The sequence below is a fragment of the Arenicella sp. 4NH20-0111 genome (assembly GCF_040366405.1).
Taxonomy (GTDB): Bacteria; Pseudomonadota; Gammaproteobacteria; order Arenicellales; family Arenicellaceae; genus Arenicella.
Genome location: NZ_BAABWF010000002.1, coordinates 41,391 through 60,575, shown reverse-complemented (window position 1 = coordinate 60,575; position 19,185 = coordinate 41,391). Strand labels below are relative to the sequence as shown.

At 43.9% G+C, this 19,185-nt stretch carries 17 protein-coding genes; 9 read left to right on the top strand and 8 right to left on the bottom strand.

All coding sequences use genetic code 11. The annotated features are described in order from the left end of the window. Positions 1-380 precede the first annotated feature (380 nt). Positions 381-920, top strand: a complete 540-nt coding sequence (locus tag ABWW54_RS04300) for a hypothetical protein (RefSeq protein WP_353410518.1) — start codon at positions 381-383, stop codon at positions 918-920. A 65-nt stretch (positions 921-985) separates the two neighbouring features. Next, a complete protein-coding gene (locus tag ABWW54_RS04295; protein ID WP_353410516.1) occupies positions 986-2,113 on the top strand; it encodes a hypothetical protein in 1,128 nt (375 codons plus the stop codon). A gap of 429 nt (positions 2,114-2,542) precedes the next feature. Here the strand turns inward: ABWW54_RS04295 and ABWW54_RS04290 are convergent, their stop codons facing one another. After that, positions 2,543-3,940 carry a serine hydrolase domain-containing protein gene (locus tag ABWW54_RS04290; protein WP_353410514.1) on the bottom strand — a complete coding sequence of 466 codons (1,398 nt, stop codon included), beginning with the start codon at positions 3,938-3,940 and terminating at the stop codon, positions 2,543-2,545. Positions 3,941-4,171: 231 nt separating this feature from the next. Here ABWW54_RS04290 and ABWW54_RS04285 point away from each other — a divergent pair, with 231 nt between their 5' ends. After that, positions 4,172-4,924 (top strand): LytTR family DNA-binding domain-containing protein, encoded by a 753-nt coding sequence (locus ABWW54_RS04285; protein WP_353410512.1) that lies wholly within the window; start codon positions 4,172-4,174, stop codon positions 4,922-4,924. Positions 4,925-5,120: 196 nt separating this feature from the next. Here ABWW54_RS04285 and ABWW54_RS04280 read toward each other — a convergent pair whose 3' ends face one another. Continuing rightward, positions 5,121-5,720, bottom strand: a complete 600-nt coding sequence (locus ABWW54_RS04280) for a TetR/AcrR family transcriptional regulator (RefSeq protein ID WP_353410510.1) — start codon at positions 5,718-5,720, stop codon at positions 5,121-5,123. 188 nt (positions 5,721-5,908) lie between these two features. On the opposite strand from ABWW54_RS04280, the gene ABWW54_RS04275 reads away from it, so the two are divergent. From ABWW54_RS04275 to ABWW54_RS04265, 3 genes are read left to right on the top strand one after another with little or no spacing between them, the layout of a single operon-like run. Further along, the gene (locus tag ABWW54_RS04275; protein WP_353410508.1) at positions 5,909-8,251 is read left to right on the top strand and encodes an efflux RND transporter permease subunit; all 2,343 of its coding nucleotides are present in this window, start codon (positions 5,909-5,911) and stop codon (positions 8,249-8,251) included. A 27-nt stretch (positions 8,252-8,278) separates the two neighbouring features. After that, positions 8,279-9,106, top strand: a complete 828-nt coding sequence (locus tag ABWW54_RS04270) for an outer membrane lipoprotein-sorting protein (RefSeq protein ID WP_353410506.1) — start codon at positions 8,279-8,281, stop codon at positions 9,104-9,106. A gap of 30 nt (positions 9,107-9,136) precedes the next feature. Then, positions 9,137-10,318 (top strand): hypothetical protein, encoded by a 1,182-nt coding sequence (locus tag ABWW54_RS04265; RefSeq protein WP_353410504.1) that lies wholly within the window; start codon positions 9,137-9,139, stop codon positions 10,316-10,318. Positions 10,319-10,559: 241 nt separating this feature from the next. Here the strand turns inward: ABWW54_RS04265 and ABWW54_RS04260 are convergent, their stop codons facing one another. The 6 genes from ABWW54_RS04260 to ABWW54_RS04235 form a co-directional block, all read right to left on the bottom strand. Beyond that, entirely contained in the window at positions 10,560-11,246 is a 687-nt protein-coding gene (locus tag ABWW54_RS04260) for a Rossmann-fold NAD(P)-binding domain-containing protein (protein WP_353410502.1), read from the bottom strand. Between the two features lie 64 nt (positions 11,247-11,310). Beyond that, positions 11,311-12,279, bottom strand: coding sequence for an alpha/beta hydrolase (locus ABWW54_RS04255; protein WP_353410500.1), 969 nt, complete (start codon positions 12,277-12,279; stop codon positions 11,311-11,313). Between the two features lie 14 nt (positions 12,280-12,293). Further along, positions 12,294-13,196: a helix-turn-helix domain-containing protein gene (locus ABWW54_RS04250; RefSeq protein ID WP_353410498.1), complete on the bottom strand. Its 903-nt coding sequence runs from the start codon at positions 13,194-13,196 to the stop codon at positions 12,294-12,296. A 36-nt stretch (positions 13,197-13,232) separates the two neighbouring features. After that, complete coding sequence (locus ABWW54_RS04245) at positions 13,233-13,841, bottom strand: SDR family NAD(P)-dependent oxidoreductase (protein ID WP_353410496.1); 609 nt, start codon at positions 13,839-13,841, stop codon at positions 13,233-13,235. Then, entirely contained in the window at positions 13,838-14,083 is a 246-nt protein-coding gene (locus ABWW54_RS04240) for an SDR family NAD(P)-dependent oxidoreductase (RefSeq protein ID WP_353410494.1), read from the bottom strand. The genes ABWW54_RS04245 and ABWW54_RS04240 overlap by 4 nt, the downstream gene beginning before the upstream one ends. 21 nt (positions 14,084-14,104) lie before the next feature. Continuing rightward, positions 14,105-15,067 carry an SDR family NAD(P)-dependent oxidoreductase gene (locus ABWW54_RS04235; RefSeq protein ID WP_353410492.1) on the bottom strand — a complete coding sequence of 321 codons (963 nt, stop codon included), beginning with the start codon at positions 15,065-15,067 and terminating at the stop codon, positions 14,105-14,107. A 606-nt stretch (positions 15,068-15,673) separates the two neighbouring features. Between ABWW54_RS04235 and ABWW54_RS04230 the strand changes: the two genes are divergently transcribed. The 3 genes from ABWW54_RS04230 (at position 15,674) to ABWW54_RS04220 (ending at position 19,107) form a co-directional block, all read left to right on the top strand. Continuing rightward, positions 15,674-16,969, top strand: a complete 1,296-nt coding sequence (locus ABWW54_RS04230; RefSeq protein WP_353410490.1) for a reverse transcriptase family protein — start codon at positions 15,674-15,676, stop codon at positions 16,967-16,969. Between the two features lie 230 nt (positions 16,970-17,199). Next, complete coding sequence (locus tag ABWW54_RS04225) at positions 17,200-17,982, top strand: isocitrate lyase/PEP mutase family protein (protein WP_353410488.1); 783 nt, start codon at positions 17,200-17,202, stop codon at positions 17,980-17,982. Between the two features lie 186 nt (positions 17,983-18,168). Beyond that, positions 18,169-19,107, top strand: coding sequence for an alpha/beta fold hydrolase (locus tag ABWW54_RS04220; protein WP_353410486.1), 939 nt, complete (start codon positions 18,169-18,171; stop codon positions 19,105-19,107). The last annotated feature ends 78 nt before the right edge of the window (positions 19,108-19,185 follow it).

Below are 19,185 nucleotides of genomic sequence, written 5' to 3'. Positions count from 1 at the left end.
TGACGGAAGACTAACGCATTTTCATACTAATGGGTTGTTTTCGAAAAATTGGGGGTTGCTACCCACCTAGCGCTGGAAACTAACATGCGCTGCTCTCGTATTTGAGCAAGACTTGTTTATGTATTTATTCAAATCAGTGACGGACGATTATGAATAGTCCGTCACTGATGTCAAGCTACCCCCAATAAATGCTCTGTGCCTAAAAAAATAGATCCTCCCGGGTTAACCCGAAATACGCTCTAATTTATAGATATCGCAAAAAACAGAACTTAACAATGGATTGACGTTACTGGACAAACTTCAGCCTAATTTGAATAATGTAAAAGGCCGTGCAATACTCAAAACGTAAATCATAAAACTCAAACCAAGGACGATACCAAATGTCAGATGAAAAGAAGTTGGAAGAATTGAAGGCCCACCTTGAGGATAACCCGAAGGTACTAAAAGCCTTTTTAGATAATCCAATGACAGCGAGAATTGCCACCAAGTTAGGGTTGACCGGAGACAAAGAATTTGTACCTCCAGGGCCAACCATGCCAAGCATTCCCGCGCAGCCAGACACTTCCGGCGAAAAAGCGTGGATTGAGGAATATTGGTGGGGTATCGAGATCCACACTAATGAAAAACTAACCGATAATATTGTAGACGGTGTAACGGTTGGGGCACCGCTATCGGCTTTGATTGTAGCCGTATTAACAGCAAGCGGGTTGCTAACGGCAGGAGCGGGGACAGTCATTGGCGCGGCTTTTGGTGCTGCTTTTGCCGCAAAGACTGCGCAGATCAAAATGGTTCATAACAACAATGGTGTTTATTGGCCAATCACCTGGCTTCAGTGGGGGGCTGTTCTTGCTGCTGCACCAGGAGGCCCAGTTTCGCTCAGCACTGCGATAATGGCCTTTATTCATCCTGTTCGTAGGTAGAGCTTTAATGCGTGGCATCTCTATTGGAACGGATAAGGGCCAGTAACCTAGTGGTAAAGATTATCTTGAGTATTTTTTTCTTGAGCTTTTACACCCTCACTGGGTGTTCAAGTTCTAAGGAACCCAAGCCTGTACCTGAGAAGTACCAATCCTATAAAGCGCTTACCGACCCTGAACTAAAATCAGGGTCCCTGTCATTGGTACGAATTGTCAACTACGATCAAAAAGATGTACGAGGAGTACGCGGCGCTTTCTACGACATTCAGAAACAACAATACTCTGTGCTTGTTGAAGCAAATGATGTAAGCCATATGAGTAACATATACGAGCTGCTTACGTTTGATATTGACGGTCGTGCAATAGCTGAGCGAAAGTCGAACAAAGATGAAAAAATCACCAGACTATACTGGTCACATAACCATATCGATACAATCGATGGTTCCGTTTTTTTTGGAACTCATTATGTCGATGTGTTCCGTAACAACAAAGTCACTGCTGTAGCATACGAACAAGAGATCGATATCAGCACACTCTCAATCGGGCAGTTTAAACAACTTTACGAGCAGGCAGACCTTGTTTATTACGGGCGCGTTACTTACGACTTTGAAACCGAAGAGCTGGATTACCTATTTAACGCTTTTATGCGGATAAAAGGAAAATGGCTTAAGCTGACAACCACAGTGGCTACGAAAGAATATGACCCGCAACCTTTGAATCGAAGCAAAAGATCCTCCGAGGAGGAACCGTCAGCGCAATCGGCTTCGGAATTATTCTATGCGGTCTCACGAACCACTAGAACTAGAGGCATTCATTATGCTTTAAAGACACCTAAGTCTTATCCAGCGAAACTTCGAAAGGAGCTTATCAACCTAACTGCAGATAAAGAATACACCCCCCCGCTCCTTAAACAAAAGTATATGGCTAAGGAGAAGTATGTTTCTTGCAGTCTAGCCGGAGCATTTTCTCCGACTGGAGGGAACTGCAAGTCAGGGTGGACTGGCGCTTTCTACATGGAGTTGAGTCTAGGCGGCGATGTATTCCAGTTTAAAACTTACGGCGACCCCAGTGTATTTCAGTCAAATCCAGAAGACGCGCTAATACTCAAGAACATAAGCCACCCTTTAACCATTCTTCAAATTGAAGCAGGTTCGAGTGACAACGGCCTATACCTTGTGATCAAGGGCGATTCTTAAAAGGTTCGTTAAATAACGTAGTTACCACACTTAAAATTAGAATGTCAGCTTTAGGCAGATAGCCTACGTTTTTGAATCCAACGCTACCAAGGATTTGTGCTCAACTATAGTTCATAGACGGCATATCGTGCTCTCAAGGGGGGGGCTGAAAACACTTCGGATTAAGTCTTTCGATATCTCTGAAAGTAAAAACGAAGGCGGTGACAAATGACTCTCATTCTCCTTTGTTGCCGACCTCCTTTATTCAGTAGTATTTTAGTCTTTTTGTGCGATCTGTGTTTACGTTGCTAGTACTGGCTGATAACAAAAATTCAGAATGGCAGCTAAGGGCAAATAGCGGTGGCACTCTCTTTTTGAGGCTGGGCTTTTTATGAGTTACTTTAGTCAACTAGATAATCGCAATGGTACTTTTTATAGGTAATAACCTAATCAATCGAGCTGCCGAACTTTCCAAAATGTGCTCAACTTTATGAGCATTAGTACGGCTAACAATATGGACAGCGCCGAACATCCAATCAATCCAACCGCCAAATCTGGGAAAAATGGGTATATCGAAAATAGGTTTATTTTGTTCAACCCTGGAATTACGTAGGCCATTGCATAGCCGTGAGCAATGAGTAGAGAGGGAATGATAAAATGTTTAAAGCGTGTTCGTGTGGGTTTGCTCGTTTTAATGCTTCGATAAATACAGAAGCACAATACTAATATCGTTCCGTATAGCGCGATCAATGATAGTAAGTTGGTCGTGTTAAGTTTCTTTGCTAGTCGTTCAGAACCCAAAATAGTTTGGCGAACATTCCATATGAATTGAGAATGCAGGGCGCTGGTGTAATTTGTGAGAATTACGAAGCCAATATCGGCTTTCCGGCTATTAGCGTCGGTAAACCCAAATTGACTGCTAAAGCCCCCATTATTGCCACCATGCTCGTATACAGTCATGTCTCCCTCTGTTGATATTTGCCAACCTAGCCCATAGTGTGCAATATTTTCATCCGTTCTAAATAAGCTATCACGCATGTTTTTAGTGACTAAGCCTAATTCGCCTTGGGATACTTCGAGAAGATACTTGCTTAGATCTTCAGCACTCGCTGATACCCCGCCGTCGCCCATTTTCATACGCCCAAGTATAAAAGGGCGTTCTACTGAAATGCCAAACCACTGCGGAAAGCCTATCGCCGGTTCCGCTGTTTTATTCACGGGAATTTGTACGAAACTATTGCGCATATCCAACGGCTGAAAAATACGTGCAGCGATGACGGCCTCATACGGAGCGCCTTCAACGACTTCGATTAAATGGCTGACAATATGATAGTTGCTGTTTGAATATTCATAGCTACTTCCGGGCGCGCTCACTAATTGGCTGTTCTGTAAGGCTTTCACTGAACGTTCAGTTGCGTCGGCGCCTCGGTACTGGCTATTCTGAGTGAAATTGCCACTTTGAGTAGAGAAGCCACTGTTGTGCTGTAGAAGGTGTCTAATGCTAATTTGGTCGGACTGAGATTTATCGGATGTTCTAAACCAGTGAATGTGGTCGACTACTTTGTCGTCTAATGATAGTTTTCCATCGTTCTCTAGTTGCAATATTAATAACGCACTAAATGATTTTGTCATCGAGGCTATTTGAAACGGCGTCTGTGGGCTAATACGGCTATTTTCATTGTCACCTTTACCAAAGCCCTTTGTATAAATAACCCTGCCTGATTCAATTAATGCAATTGATACACCCGGTATGTTTTCATCGGCCATGCCCTGATTTATGTAGCGTTCGATATCGTTAAGGCGCTGGTCGGTAAAGTGAGTTTCTTGTGCGTGAACTGATAATGTCAAGTTTGAAAACGCAATAATTAAACTAATTTTAATACACAAATTCCACATGCTTTGGTTCTCAGTTGCTCGCCTAACTAGGCATTTAATAGTAAGACTCTTTAGTTTGCTCAAAGAGACATAAAGACACTTTAGTTACCTGCCCGAGAAGTGCGACTGGTTTTACGTAAAGCGGTTGGTTTTATTCGTCAATTACGTTACTTTCAATTCACGAATCGCGAATTGCACTGTCAAATGGAAATCAATCGAAAGAACGTTTTAATTGGGGTAGGCACTTTTTTTGCTGTCAGTGCTTTATTCACGTTTTTAGGCATTTACGACTCCAACAAAATGCCTCTTTTACAGGGCTTTTTCTTTTGGTGTTCTACGATCGGTGCCGCGACGGTGATGGGGCTATTGGTTTTGTCTTGGGTATTCACAGGCCCTTTGCGCGACCGTTCAACACTTTTTAAACTGGTTGCTTTGTCCAGCATTTCTTCTTTGCCAGTGGTGGTCGTTTTAGCTTCATATAGTGGAGGGTTGCGTGGTGAGTGGCCAGCAATCAATTGGTTGATTCAATACGCTCTCACTCTCCCTATTACACTACTAGTTAATAGTGTGGGCTACCTTGCGCTAAAGGCGATGGGGTATATTTCCGATCCTTCAGATTCTGTGAGTAAAAGTGGTGTGTCTTCCGAACATTTTATGAAGCGTTTGCCGATTAAATATCAGAATGCTGAGTTATACGCTGTGTCGTCAGAGGATCACTATGTTCGAGTACACACGGATAATGGCGAAGAACTGATATTAATGCGCTTGTCAGACGCCCTCAAAGAACTGAGCGAGGTAGACGGGCTTCAAACTCATCGCTCTTGGTGGGTCGCAAGACAAGGGATCGCCGATTCAAAAAGTACCGGGGGCAAACACCATTTGATATTAAAGTCGGGTGGCAATGCTCCTGTTTCGCGCTCATTTTTAAAATCGACTCGTGACGCTGGCTATTTATAGGTGGCTTTTTAATCTTCGTCTTCTACCAGTAAAGGGGAATTTTGTTAAGTCCGAGATTGTTATCAAGTTCCGTCCCCAAGTAGTCCGTACTTAAAAAATGAAGCTTCGAGAGTTAACCCTGACAGCACTCCAATTTTATAGATTAATTCGGCTCTGACCCCTTTTCGAGTACGGTCGCGAGAATTTCTACTTAGAACTATACGATGGATGATATAGCGATGTCGGCGATGTCTCTTAATTCAGTTATGGATTTTCCACTGCGACATTGTACAGCCAGTCCCAACGATACCGCGGTAATGTAATTTGACAATTTAGTAACATCAGCTTCTGCCGGTAGTTGACCCACGGAAATTTCATTGCTTAGTATTTGCTCTAACTCAGCATGGTGAACATTGCTGGCTTCAAGCAGCATTCTCGAGAGTCCAGCAGGAAAATTCGGGCTCTGCGCCTCTGCTTGACTCTTTACGTACAAACACCCAAGAGGCGTATCCGAATCCGCCATGAGATCGATCAAACCATAGAAGTAGTTGCTTAATCTGTCGCTCAATGGCGTTTCACTGGCACCTGTTAAGAGATCAAACTTGGGTTTTACGTACTCGGAAAGATAAAAGTCAAAGCAAGCCGAAAACAAATTCTCCTTATTACCAAAGGTGTTGTAGAGACTTGGCTTGCTAATACCTAACTCGGAAATCAATTCAGATAACGACGTATTGGTATAACCGTGATCCCAGAACAATCTCATTGCTTTATCAAGGGTTTCTTCCCTATCAAATTCCAATTTTCTTCCAACGCCCATCGTTTCTACTCTCTAATTTTTTACTCCGACATCATAGTCAATTGAACATCGAGTTCAACCAAGCTACTGAAAAATGTCACTGATGTATTTATTTTCAAATTTCTCTTGCATATTTTATACCGAACGGTATAGTACGCAAAATATACCATTCGGTACAATTTAAGTTAAACGTGTTAGAAGGTCAATCAATGTTAGACAAATTTTTAAAAGGAGTAATAAATCGGCCCATATTAGTGATGGCTGTGACATTGCTATTCGTGGCTGCAGCGGGTACAGGCTTACCTAAGCTTAGCTTTACCGGCGACTATCGTGTTTTCTTTAGTGAAGACAATCCGCAGTTGATTGCTTATGAATCAATGGAGAAGGTGTACAGTAAAAGCGACAGCGTTTCTTTCTTACTGCTGCCCGAAAACGGAGAACTACTCTCCCCAAAATTCTTACAATCAGTTCAACAACTGACAGATGATGCTTGGCAGGTGCCGTTCTCGACCAGGGTGGATTCCATATCCAACTTTCAATATACGTTTGCCGAAGATGATGATTTGATTGTTGAAGACCTGATTTCCGATCGCACGCAATTCTCCGAAGAACAAATCGAGAAAATTCGCAAGATCGCGGTTTCGGAACCACAACTCGTCAGCAAATTCATTTCCCCAGGCGCGCACGCTACTTTAGTCAACGTGACCATCAATATGCCGGGAATCGATACTTTGAGCGAGGAACCTCAAGTTACCGCTAAAGTTCGTGAACTGAAAGCTCAATTTGAAGCGGAGAACCCTGGCTCACAAGTTTACCTGTCTGGCATTGTCATGATGAGTGCGGCCTTTGGTGAGGCGGCGATGGTTGACAACGCGACTTTAGTCCCCTTGATGTTTCTCATCGTCATTTTGACTGTTGGCCTATTGCTTCGAACGATCTTAGGAACGGCGTCACTTCTGGTCATAATCATCATCAGCATTGTTAGCACCATGGGGCTCTCTGGGTGGGGAGGCATTTCGTTAACCGGAGCGTCGGCTTCTGCGCCAATTATGATCCTGACACTGGTGGTCGCCGACTGCGTGCATGTTCTGACAACGGTGCTTTATGAAATGCGTGGAGGCATGCAACGTAAGGAAGCTATCTTCCGTAGTTTGCAGGTGAACTTTCAGCCTATTTTGTTGACCAGCGTCACGACGGCAATTGGATTTCTAAGCATGAATTTCTCCGATTCACCTCCGTTCAACGATCTAGGAAATATGGTTGCTGTTGGTGTGATGTTGGCCTTTGTTTTTTCAATAACGACGTTTCCAGCGATCCTATCTAAACTTCCAATGAAAGTGAAAGTTCAGGAGAAGGCTGGCTTTGATCTAATGGACCATATCTCCAAATTCGTTATACGTCGTCGCAAGCTTCTGCTCCCTCTGGTAGCGATTGGAATTGTTGCGATGGGCGTCTTTGCGCCGCAAAACCAATTGAACGACGACCCAGTACGTTACTTCACCGAAGCCACCGAATTCCGCCAAGCCACCGATGCGCTGTCGGATAACATCTCTGGCATGACCGTAATTGAAATTTCGGTAGGCAGTGAAAAAGACAGCGGTGTAAACGACCCAGCGTTCCTAAAGGACCTCGAAAATTTTACGGTCTGGCTTCGCGATCAACCAGAGGTTGATCACGTTAATTCTCTGAGTGACACCTTTAAACGTCTTAACATGAACATGCATGGTGATGACGAACAATGGTATCGACTTCCAGAGAGTAAAGCGCTCTCAGCCCAATATCTTTTGATGTACGAAATGTCCCTTCCGTATGGGCTTGATTTGAACAATCAAATTAACATCGACAAATCGGCAACACGTGTCGTGGCGACTATTAAAAACCTTGATTCGACTGGGTTACTTGAAATCGAAGACCGAATCAATGCATGGTTGAACAACAATGCTCCGCAATACTCCGTGAGCATCACTGGGCCAAATTTGATGTTTGCTCATATCGCCCAGAGAAACATTTCAAGCATGTTGATGGGTACGCTACTCGCTCTGGTACTCATTTCGTTCTTACTTGGAGTCGCTCTAAAGTCAGTTCGATATAGCCTGTTGAGTTTAATTCCTAATCTGGCTCCGGCTGTTGTTGGATTCGGACTGTGGGCACTCTGGGACGGTGAAATCAACATGGGCTTAACGCTCGTCATGGGCATCACCTTAGGTATTGTTGTTGATGATACCGTTCACTTTTTGAGCAAGTATCTGAGGGCCAGAACACTGCGTGGTGAATCAGCCGAAGAAGCGGTGCGCTACGCGTTTGCAAATGTAGGGCGTGCGCTGTACATCACTACCCTCGTCTTGTTCTTTGGTTTTATGTGTTTAGCACAGTCACAGTTCAAATTGAATGCGGATATGGGCTTACTAACCGCCGTCATTATTCTCTTTGCGCTGATCATTGATTTCTTACTCCTTCCTCCTTTGCTAATAAAGTTGGATGCCTATCTGCACCCCAATCAAAATTCATCTAATGCCTTGCAGCCAGTTGCTCAGCATCCCACACAGGCCTAGAACTCTCTTTTTTATCGGTATAGACAAATGATTTACAAAACAAATTTAACGAAACTGCAACAAAGCCTTTCAATAGCGGCGCTCTTAACTGCCCTGCCTTTGTTGATAACAACTCCCGCTTCAGCTCAAGACCAATCCGCGCAAGAGCGCGGGCTGGCCATCGCTACCGAAGCCAAGGTACGTGACACTGGATGGGGAGACAGCAGTGCCTCAATGATCATGGTTTTGAAGAACAAACAAGGCCAAGAAAGTTCGCGAGAATTGCGAGTCAAAGCGCTCGAACTAGACAACGATGGTGATAAAAGCCTAACCGTTTTCGATAAGCCACTTGATGTTAAAGGGACTTCCTTTTTGAGCTTCTCACACATCGATACGCCTGACGATCAATGGTTATTTCTACCCGCACTAAAACGCGTAAAAAGAATCTCATCACGTAACAAATCAGGCCCCTTTATGGGCTCCGAATTTGCGTTCGAAGATTTAAGTTCCTTTGAAGTAGACAAGTACAGCTACACATACTTGAACGACGAAACAATCGATGGAATGGAGCTTTATGTTATCGAGCAGATTCCTAACGATGAGTTTTCCGGTTACACCAAACGCGTAGCTTGGCTTGATAAAGTCCACTATAGACCGTTTAAAATCGATTTCTACGACCGTAAAGGCAGCTTGCTGAAAACACTCACCTTTTCACGTTATCAACAGTACCTAGGCAAATTTTGGCGAGCTGAAGAGTCGACCATGATTAACCATCAAAGTGGTAAATCTACGCTATTAAGCTACTCAGACTACAAATTTAACATCGGCCTTAAAGACAGCGACTTCAACAAAAATACGTTGAAGCGCGCTCGTTAAGCTTTACTAAAATCAGACAGGTTAGTTGACATGTATTTCAGGACTATGGTTGTCGCCTTACTGGTTTCGATGGGCTGCGCAAATGCGCAACCCGTCGATATTAACACCAAGGTGAGTTTGGAATATCGCCACTTTGTTGATTCCCCTATCCACGTTGGGCAGTCGGGCAGGAGCAACAGTTCCGTATCGCTGGAACCTGAGTTCTACTGGACTTCCGATGACGGAAACCACAGCGTTTTGTTTAAGCCATTTGCTCGGTTGGACGAACGCGATGACGAACGCACCCACACCGACGTTAGAGAACTTTTGTGGACATACGTTGATGATGGTTGGGAGCTCAAGGCTGGCATTGGCAAAGTGTTTTGGGGTGTGACTGAGTTTCAGCATTTGGTGGACACGATAAATCAAAACGACGATGTGGAAGACATAGACGGAGAAGATAAACTTGGGCAACCGATGGTCAATCTTTCCTTGGCTCATGATTGGGGTATCCTTGACCTCTACCTTCTTCCATACTTTCGAGAACGTACCTTTCCAGGAGTCGATGGTCGGCTTCGAGGGTCACAGGTGATCGACCAGAATTCAGCTGTTTTCGAATCTTCAGCGGGCAAGGAACGGCTGGACCTAGCTGTTCGTTGGAGCCATTCGTTCTCTGATTATGATGTTGGAGTGCATTTTTTTGAAGGAACCAACCGAACTCCTGTAGTCCAATTCGATGACGACAGACTAACTCCGTATTATCAACAAATGACCCAAATTGGTGTTGACCTACAAGCGACAAAAGGCGACTGGCTGTTGAAATTTGAAGCGCTTCATCGAGACACCTCCCTCCAAGACTATTCAGCCGTGCAGGCTGGTTTTGAATACACGTTTGTGGGGGTCGCGGGTAGTAGCGCCGATATAGGCATGTTAGCGGAATACTCGTGGGACGAACGCGGCGACGAATTAGGCGGCAGTGACTTTCAAAACGATATTTATGTCGGTACGCGGCTCGCGTTCAATGACACTCAAAGCACCGAGTTACTCATCGGAGGTGGCTACGACATTGACCATGAAGGCAGTAAGTTCATAGTTGAAGGAAGCCGGCGCTTGGGAAGCAACTGGAAAGCAATAATCGAAGCCCGTATTTTTAACGATAACTCAGAACTTGCTCCAGCATTCGGTCTAAGACGAGACGACATGCTTCAGCTCACCATCGAGCGCTATTTCTGATCTTTTATTCGCAAATTTGCGTGCGTGATTCTAAAAAATGGACTGCGAACTAAAGGGCTCTCATTTATCGACGTGGTTCAAACCGAACTAAATCGATTTGTTAAGCCCGTTTAAGCTAATAGAATTGCAATAATGTTAGTACTCTATGTTCCAAACCTGATTCATGTACGGCTTATCAAAAATTCGCTCAACCATGATCAATGAAAGCTCTGAACAAAAAGACACATTTGATATAGGGTCATCACAGTATCGAGTCTCGTCCCGCTAGCTTCGCGAGTCGATTAATGTCAGCCGAGTTATATCTTACGTGATCCAATCGAACATCATCACTCATGAGAACGGCAGCAATAAACGCCCTACCGATCTCGACGGTTGAAGTCGCAAGTCCAAAGGGACGCATCAAGGGTGCGAATATCGAAGAAAAGGCGTATGCACTGACGTTGTGTTTAATGCCTCTTTTAGCAACAATAGTGCCTGGTCTGAAGATAAAAATGCGCTTAAAAGCTAAGGCTAGTATCGCGTTTTCGGTTCGACCTTTCACTCTCGCCCACATGGATTTACTGGTGCCAGTTTCGTCTGCGCCTGCTCCTGAAATAAACACAAAACTGCATTCAGGGCTTTGTTCAGTCAATCTTTGAGCGGCGGCCACTGTAAAGTTAAAAGTGACTTTAGTATATTGCCGTTCAGTGAGTCCGGTTTGTGGAATTCCAATTGCCCACAGGCACCCATCAAAGTGTTGAAACTCTATATCAAGCGAAGAAAAATCATTAAAATCATGATGAATTATTTCACTCAACTTGGGGTGCGAATGCCCCGTGGGCCGTCTAAGTACGCACACAACCTGAGTGATTTGAGGGTGATCAAGACATTCAAGTAGTGCACCATGACCAACCGTGCCTGTTGCTCCAAAAATTAATATGCGGCTCATAGATTCGTCATGTGAAAATTATGGTGTGTTGGTGTTCAATGAAGATAAAAATGAGAAAACAGCCTCAGATGAAACGCTCAATGAATGCCATTTGTGATGCAATAAATGCATTGCTCATTCCCGTATCGACCATATCAAAGCCGTGGATAGCACCGTCAACTTCAACGTAGCTGACATCGACACCAGCGGCTGATAAGCGTCGAGCGTATTCTCTGTCTTCATCGAGAAAAAGGTCAGAAGTACCAACCCCCAACCATGTCGGCGGAAGCCCTGACAATTCTTCTCGTTGAGCAGGAACAGCATAGATGGGCGCCGGGTGTTCCAGAGGAGTTGTGAGATAACTCGCCCAGCCAAACAAATTGTTTCTATTACTCCAAACTCTATGGCGAGGTTTATCTAACTCACGTATCGTCGCCGTACGCGCATCCAACATCGGGTAAATTAAGCATTGCGCTGACGGTTTTCGTTTGCCTTCATCATGTAAACGTTGAACAAGAGAAGCCGCTAGCCCGCCTCCAGCGCTAACACCGCCTAGCACGATTTTTGAAGGGTCAATGTCGAAAGACTCTGAATTGTCATGCAACCAATGCCAAGCAAAATGGCAGTCATCAAATCCTGACGGGAAAGGCGCTTCGGGTGCAAGTCTATAGGCTGGGCAGAACACAGGCACGCCAAGCTTTCTTGCTAACTGTGTCGCGTGACTTAAAATATCGCGATTACTGCCAATCACGAATCCCCCCCCATGGATGAGAAACAGCGCTCCAGGACGCCTAACTATATCCGGTTGCACGATGCGCATTCCCTTAGCGGAATTGATTTCTTCAGAAATGGAAACCTCCGAAACATCAAATTTCGGGGTGACCACATTACTAACCAGCCTCATTAAACGATAGGTCCATTTATTGACTACCAGCCAGCCCACTTTCCGGTCGGCGGCCATTAACTCCGGCGCGGTTGCTACGCGTGAAGCTGAGGATACAGAATATTTCGGCGTGGACCGGATCGATTCGTGCTTAGAGTCTTGCATTTTCATGTTCACATCATTAACTAAGAGGCTCTGAATTTTCGTGGAGACATTCCAACTTTAGATTTGAATACCTTAGAGAAATGCTGAGGATACGCAAACCCTAGCTCATAGGAGATTTGAGTAATGCTAAGCTCACTCTCTGACATCAAGTTTTGTGCCTTCTCTACTAAAAATAGGTGTATGAGTTCTAACGCACTTTTTCCTGTTTCTTGTTTCAATAAATCACTCATATAGTAAGGAGATAATCCCAGTTCCTGTCCACAATATTGAACGGTGGGAATGCCCATTAGGAGCGGTCTATCACTGATATAATAGTCGTTTAAGAGCGTTTCAAACCTACCAACGTAACTTTTACTTAAATCAGAGCGAATGTAAAACTGCCTGTCATAGAACCGAACACAATAGTCCAAAAGTAATTCAAGATTCGACCTAAGTAATGCTTGTGTGTGACGGTCGATATTTTGAGTGGACTCGTACTCGATTTTTGCAGAGATACCACTCACGATTTCAATCTCTTTTTCAGACAGATGCAGTGACTCGTCTATTTCATATTCAAAGAACGTATATTGCTTTATCTTTTTGCGAAGAGCCGAATGCTTGATCAAATTTGGATGAAACGCAATCGTCCACCCAATAGCATCGGGTTCGACTTTCACGTTGTTTGCCAACGCTTCTTGTCCAGGAGAAATAAAAACCATCGAGCCATCTTTGAAGTCGTAAGTACTTCTGCCATACCCCATAGCGCACTCAATACCGTCTTTCAACGAAACCTGATAAAGGTCGAACGCGTAACGAGTTCCATTTTTAATTTTGTCTTTAAAAACGGCGTGAGGAAGAACAGTAATTAAAGGGTGTGAGGGCGTAGGAAGACCCAAATAGTCGTGTATATCCGAGATGGATTTTATATGGACTGCCTCATTCATTGTCTAAGACTCTAATCAATGTACTCTGCCTGTCACTCATCGTGTCGGTACCAACATATCAGTAATTATCCCCATAAGCTCTTTTTCAGGCATCGTTTTCTTCAGACGACTTAGGTGTTCAGCATCGCTTCCAGACACATTATGTATGGGTGTATTTTGCGTCACACACAGATAGACCTTATCAGCAACGTCTTGTGGGTTGGAGCCCTGAACTTCATGCTTACTCATTTGTTCTGTACTTACGTTCATTTTCTGATTCATTTTTTTGCTATAGGCTCGAATTTGATTGTCGCCATTGCTTAAAATTCGGTTTGATATCGAGCTGAATAGATTAGTGTCGTACGCTCCTGGAGCGATAACCTTTACCCCAATATTGAAGGGGGCATATTCCAGCGCTAGTGCCTCCGTCAGTCCTTCGATAGCGAATTTAGCCGCACTGTAAATGGACGCAAACGGTGAGCCAATAATTCCAGCTAAAGATGAAATGTTGATGATCATACCTTCGCCTTGTTTTCGCATAATGGGAAGAACCTCTTGAGTTACACGAATGACTCCATATACGTTGGTATCAAAAATGGCATCGATCTCATCGTCGTCCCATTGCTCGAAAACACCCACACCTGAGATTCCAGCGTTGTTAATCAATGCATCAATGCATCAATGCGACCAAATTCAGCCATGCCTGCGGCCACGGCTTCACCAACACTATGTTGCTTTGTCACATCAAGCTTGGTCACAAGGACATTACTAAGCTCGGCAAGCTCGGCTTCTTTCTCAGGTGAACGCATAGTAGCAATGACATTCCAGCCCTTACTCTGGAAGAGCTTGGCTGTCAGCCTGCCAAACCCCGTACTGCAACCTGTGATGAGAATCGTTTTATTGTTCATGTCTATTTCTTGTAAGATTATTTATTCAATTTCTTGAATCGGAAGCCATTGAGAAAGCGCTTTTTCCGTGATTTTTCTAATACGCTTCCTCTTATCAAAATTTTGAGCATCGCGATGGTGAGGTCTAGTCTGATCCTCGTTCAGATAAATCCCATTCACACCGCTGAACTCACTGGAAATAGCAAGTCTAACCAGTCGATCGGCCCCTACTTCCGCTGGAGACGCCATAATGTTCATGATGGCTTGCATGATTTTCTCTGGGCCGCTTAAATTGCTGAGCAGGTTAGATCGGATGTAGCCTGGACAAAGCGAATTTACCGTCGCACCACTTCCTTCCAGCTCGAGTGCTAAATCGATGGAAAACATATTCATGGATAACTTCGATTCGACGTAAGAACTGTTGGTATCAAAATCCGTTTTTACCGAAATCTCGTCGCAATCAAGCTCATCTAAAAACTCGGTGTTGGTGGTCAGATTAACAATTCGTGAAGGGGCCGATTCGCGCACTCGTTTTAAAAGACGATTAGTTAGAAGGTATGGGCCAAGATAGTTAACCGCCCAATTTGTCTCAAAACCATCTGGAGTGATGATCCGTCTATTCAAATTGATACCAGCATTATTGATCAGCACATCAATGTGAGGGGTGTCAGCTAAAATCCTATCAGCGCACTCATTAACACTCTCCATTGAAGCTAGATCGCAACAATACAAGCGTGCAGTGCGCTGATCATCCATACTTTTTAGTTGTCGAATTACTTCTTCACTCTTTGCTCTATTTCTACCTAAAAGCACAATATCAGCGCCCATCTTAAAGAGTATCTCAACCGCCACTCGGCCAATTCCATCAGTGCCGCCGGTAAATACGATCGTTTTCCCCGACAAGTCCGTGTCCGCATCGGAAACACTGTACCTGGGGTTAGGCCGTCGTCGCTGAGGAAGAAAAAGATTTAGCAGAATTCGTGTTTTCGCGCTAATCAAACTCATTGTTATCTCGTGATACTTTTTTGTGATTAGCGTCTAAGTATACGAACTCAACACAAGGTAATACTTATGCATTTCACAAATGATACGTATGGAATTTCAAGTTTCAGTCATTCGAAATGGAATCGACAGGTTCGCTATTAATGTTAGATAAGTTTATTTCTTAATATCAATGGAGACTATGTCTGCGCCTTTAGATTACAGCAAATGGTTAATAAAGCGGTGTGATAGGTCTTCCCTTTTTTAAACTTCTACCTTTTCACGCAAACGTTCATTCTGACGGTGCAGCGTCCTCGTTTAAAGAGACCGTCAACTATGACAGCTTCACTCTGTCCCAAGTTACTCAGCTCGATAAATCTTTATTGGTAGAAATCATAAATGCCTTAAGCTGCTGAAATAAAGCTTGCCACAGAATCCGCGTTTCCCGTAAGCTAGCGAAAAGGCATCCAAGCATTTCCTTTAAAACATAGAGGATCTTTGGGGTTACCCCAAGGTGGAAGTTTACAATCATTACGCTGCAAGTACCTCGTTGCATTTCATGCAAAGCTGTACGTGCGAATTAAGAGTTGGGTGCCTTTTTTTGATTCAGGGAACCAGAATTTATATCAAGTGTCGAAGAACAACCAATCCTATTTTTGCAAACAACTGGCTGATTGGCTGTCTGTGACAGAGTGGCATTTTACTACTTTGATCGCCGTCTGCATCGAATCTATCAATGAGCTCCCAGACAATGCTGATCAATTTATTAGTGGTTTGTTGTTATCCTTTCAAGACAGACCTCCTTATCCTCTACTGCTAAGGTACGTAAGAGAAAGTGTGATAATTCAAAAATGGTTTTCCGATAACGTGATAGTGCCCTCGGTTAAGTCATTTAATCTAGGTACTTTAGAAACCTCTTCGACAGTAAATCCTGATTTTCCAGAACTAGACTCGCTTATTGATCTCGCTTATTGGCTTGGTATTTCTTATACACAATTAGAATGGCTAGCTGACGTAAAGCGAAATGATATTCACCAGGCGGATAGACATAAGCACTACCATTATAGCGTTGTGGAAAAGAGGCGCGGCGGTATGCGTTTGATCGAATCACCCAAAGCCCTATTAAAGCGAATACAAAGACAACTGTACTCTGGCCTATTGATTAAAGTGCCGGTTCATAGCGCCGCTCATGGGTTTAGAGCAAATCGAGGTTGTTTGACTCATGCGCAAAACCACAACAACAAAGAGTATCTGTTTACCTTCGACTTGGTTAACTGTTTTCAATCGATCGACTATTACCCTGTTTATAGAATTTTCCGCGGCTTAGATTACTCCAAAGAGGTAGCAAGGTATTTGAGCTGCCTTTGTACAAACCGCTATAATGGCCCTAGATCATTGTTCGCAATGTTAGATCAAGGACAGCGCAATCGCGTCAAACGACGTCATCTTGCTCAAGGTGCACCGACTTCGCCTGTGCTTTCAAATCTTGTTATGCGTGTGTTAGATAAGCGCTTGAGTGGCTTGGCTAAGAGTCTGGATTTACACTATTCGAGGTACGCCGACGACTTGGCATTCTCTGGTGATACGCATCGAGACTGGCGATTCTTAGAACCACTTGTTGGGTCTATTTGTCTCGAGGAAGGGTTTGAACTAAATTATCGGAAATCACGAACAATCCGTTCACATCAGCGACAAAAAATAACCGGAGTAGTTGTTAATGAAGGCCCGAATATTGATCGACGTTACTACGATCGATTAAAGGCAATTCTTACCAACTGTATTCGCCATGGTGTTGAAGCTCAAAACGTCGAAAACCATCGGGATTTCCGAGCGTATTTATTAGGTAGGATTACGTTTGTCGAAACTTTAAATAAAAACAAAGGGCTAAAACTGCTTGGTCTTTATCGACAGATCGATTTTAGGTGAGAAAAAAGTGAATTAGATTCACGTCGTATTAATGTGATCACGTCCTACTTTAACTGTATTTTTTGAGTGACCATATTCAGGCCCTACCAGACACTCTCAATTGAGAAAATTTCACAAACACCGATTCTGCACAATGAGGGACTTAACTACGTTGAGTTCCGTTTCCCGCCGAGATTTGCTTAGCAAATAGCGTACTCTTTTTCACTCAACCCACCTCAAAGTGACGCAAAATGTCGGTATTTAAATCAGAACAATTTCGAAATCTACACACAAACAATCCCCCCCTATTCTTGGTAAACATTTGGGATGCCGCCAGCGCTTCAATTGTCCAGGCATCAGGTTCTACCGCCTTGGCCACCAGCAGCGCATCACTCGCTTGGGCAAATGGCTACGCTGACGGCAACGCACTACCCAGAGCCGTATTGCTTAGGGCAATAGACAGCATCGTAAGAATTAGTAAGGTTCCCCTTACGGTTGATATCGAAAATGGGTACAGCGATTCACCAGATCAAGTTGCCGAACTTGTACTTCAATTAGCCGAGCGGGGTGTAGCGGGAGTGAATATCGAAGATGGTTGTGATCCAGCTGTGTTACTTGTCAAAAAAATAAATGCAATAAGGAGTCAATTGGGAACGGGTTCAATCTTTATCAATGCTCGAACTGACGTCTATTTGCAAGGTTTGGTAACTCGAAAGAGGCAATTAAACGAAAGTATTGAGCGTCTAAATAACTATGTTGCCTGTGGAGCGGATGGTGTTTTTGTGCCTGCAATGACGTCTCCTTCGGATATAGCATCCGTATCATCATTAGTGGCAGCACCGCTTAACGTCATGGCTTCTAGCGATTCAGATAACCTTGACGAACTAATAAATGCAGGAGCAAACCGAATATCATTGGGGCCTGCACCATTTATCGACGCCTACTCGACGCTTCTCGAAACGTCAAAAAAACCACTAAACACAACCAGCCGAAATCATGCTCTAACGTACGATGCGCTTAACGAAATGTTTTAAATCGGCTATTTTTGAAGTGCGCACTAATTTAATTCGGCTTCGTCCTTTGTTTGCCTAGCGGATGCGTGCTCGAAATATAAGTTTCTATAAATATAGTTTACTCTGCCCCCAAGGAATAGAAAACTTGCTACATTGCATAGCTCACTTAAACGGTATTCTCTCCTTGGAATTTTTGAGCTCCTCATTTTGAAGACGGCAATCCTAATATTTTTTTCTGCTTCCATTCTATTTGGCACCACAACCTTATATCGCTATTACAATGAAGACACAAAAGCAATAGAAGAGGCCAGAGCACTTGATAAATCAGCGCTGATAAAATCGCAGGTCGGAGTAACGCGTTATAAAGTGTTTGGTCAAGAAAACAGCCCTGTGGTTGTTCTTATTCACAGCTTTAACGGCTTCTTGGAATCCTGGAACCCTAATATTAGTGCACTGGTCAATGCTGGCTATAAGGTCATCGCCTATGACTTATTCGGCAGAGGGCTTTCCGATCGTCCACGAGTTAAATACGACCTTTCGCTCTTTCGAAACCAGCTTAACGTCGTATTAAAAGAGTTAGGAGTGGACAACGCGCACTTAGTCGGATCATCGTTCGGATGTGTTATCGCTTCAGATTATTCGTACCACTACCCAGAAAAAGTTGATGGACTAATAATGATTGGACCTGCAGGATGGCCTGATGAAGGAGGCCAAAATCCGATGCTGAATATACCAATACTCAGCGATCTGGTCTTTCACTACCTTGGCATGAATATTCTAAAACCGAAGGTTGAAGCCTATTTTGTAGAACCGTTGAAATACGCTGACACGATACAACAATGGTCTCGTTTTGCTAGCTACCCTGGGTTTACGCGCTCTGCCCTTTCCACGCTCAAACATTCTCCGGTATTGGACTACACAAGCGGATGGGAGAAGCAAGAAAGATTAAAAACACCAACCTTGTTCATATGGGGAAAGCAAGACGTTAGCTTTTCATTCGACAATGTGAAAAAGCTCCCCAAATTAATACCGCATGCAAAAGTCGTCGGAGTTGACAATGCTGCACATTGGGTAAACATTGAGCAAGCAGAAGTGGTAAACACGACAATAGTAGAGTTTCTGAACACGAATACGTTAGACCACTAGCTTGCTTTCTTTGCATGCCCCATCGATAAGCTTCTGTGGCTCCACCTGCAAAAAAACACCGTTAAAACGAACACCGTA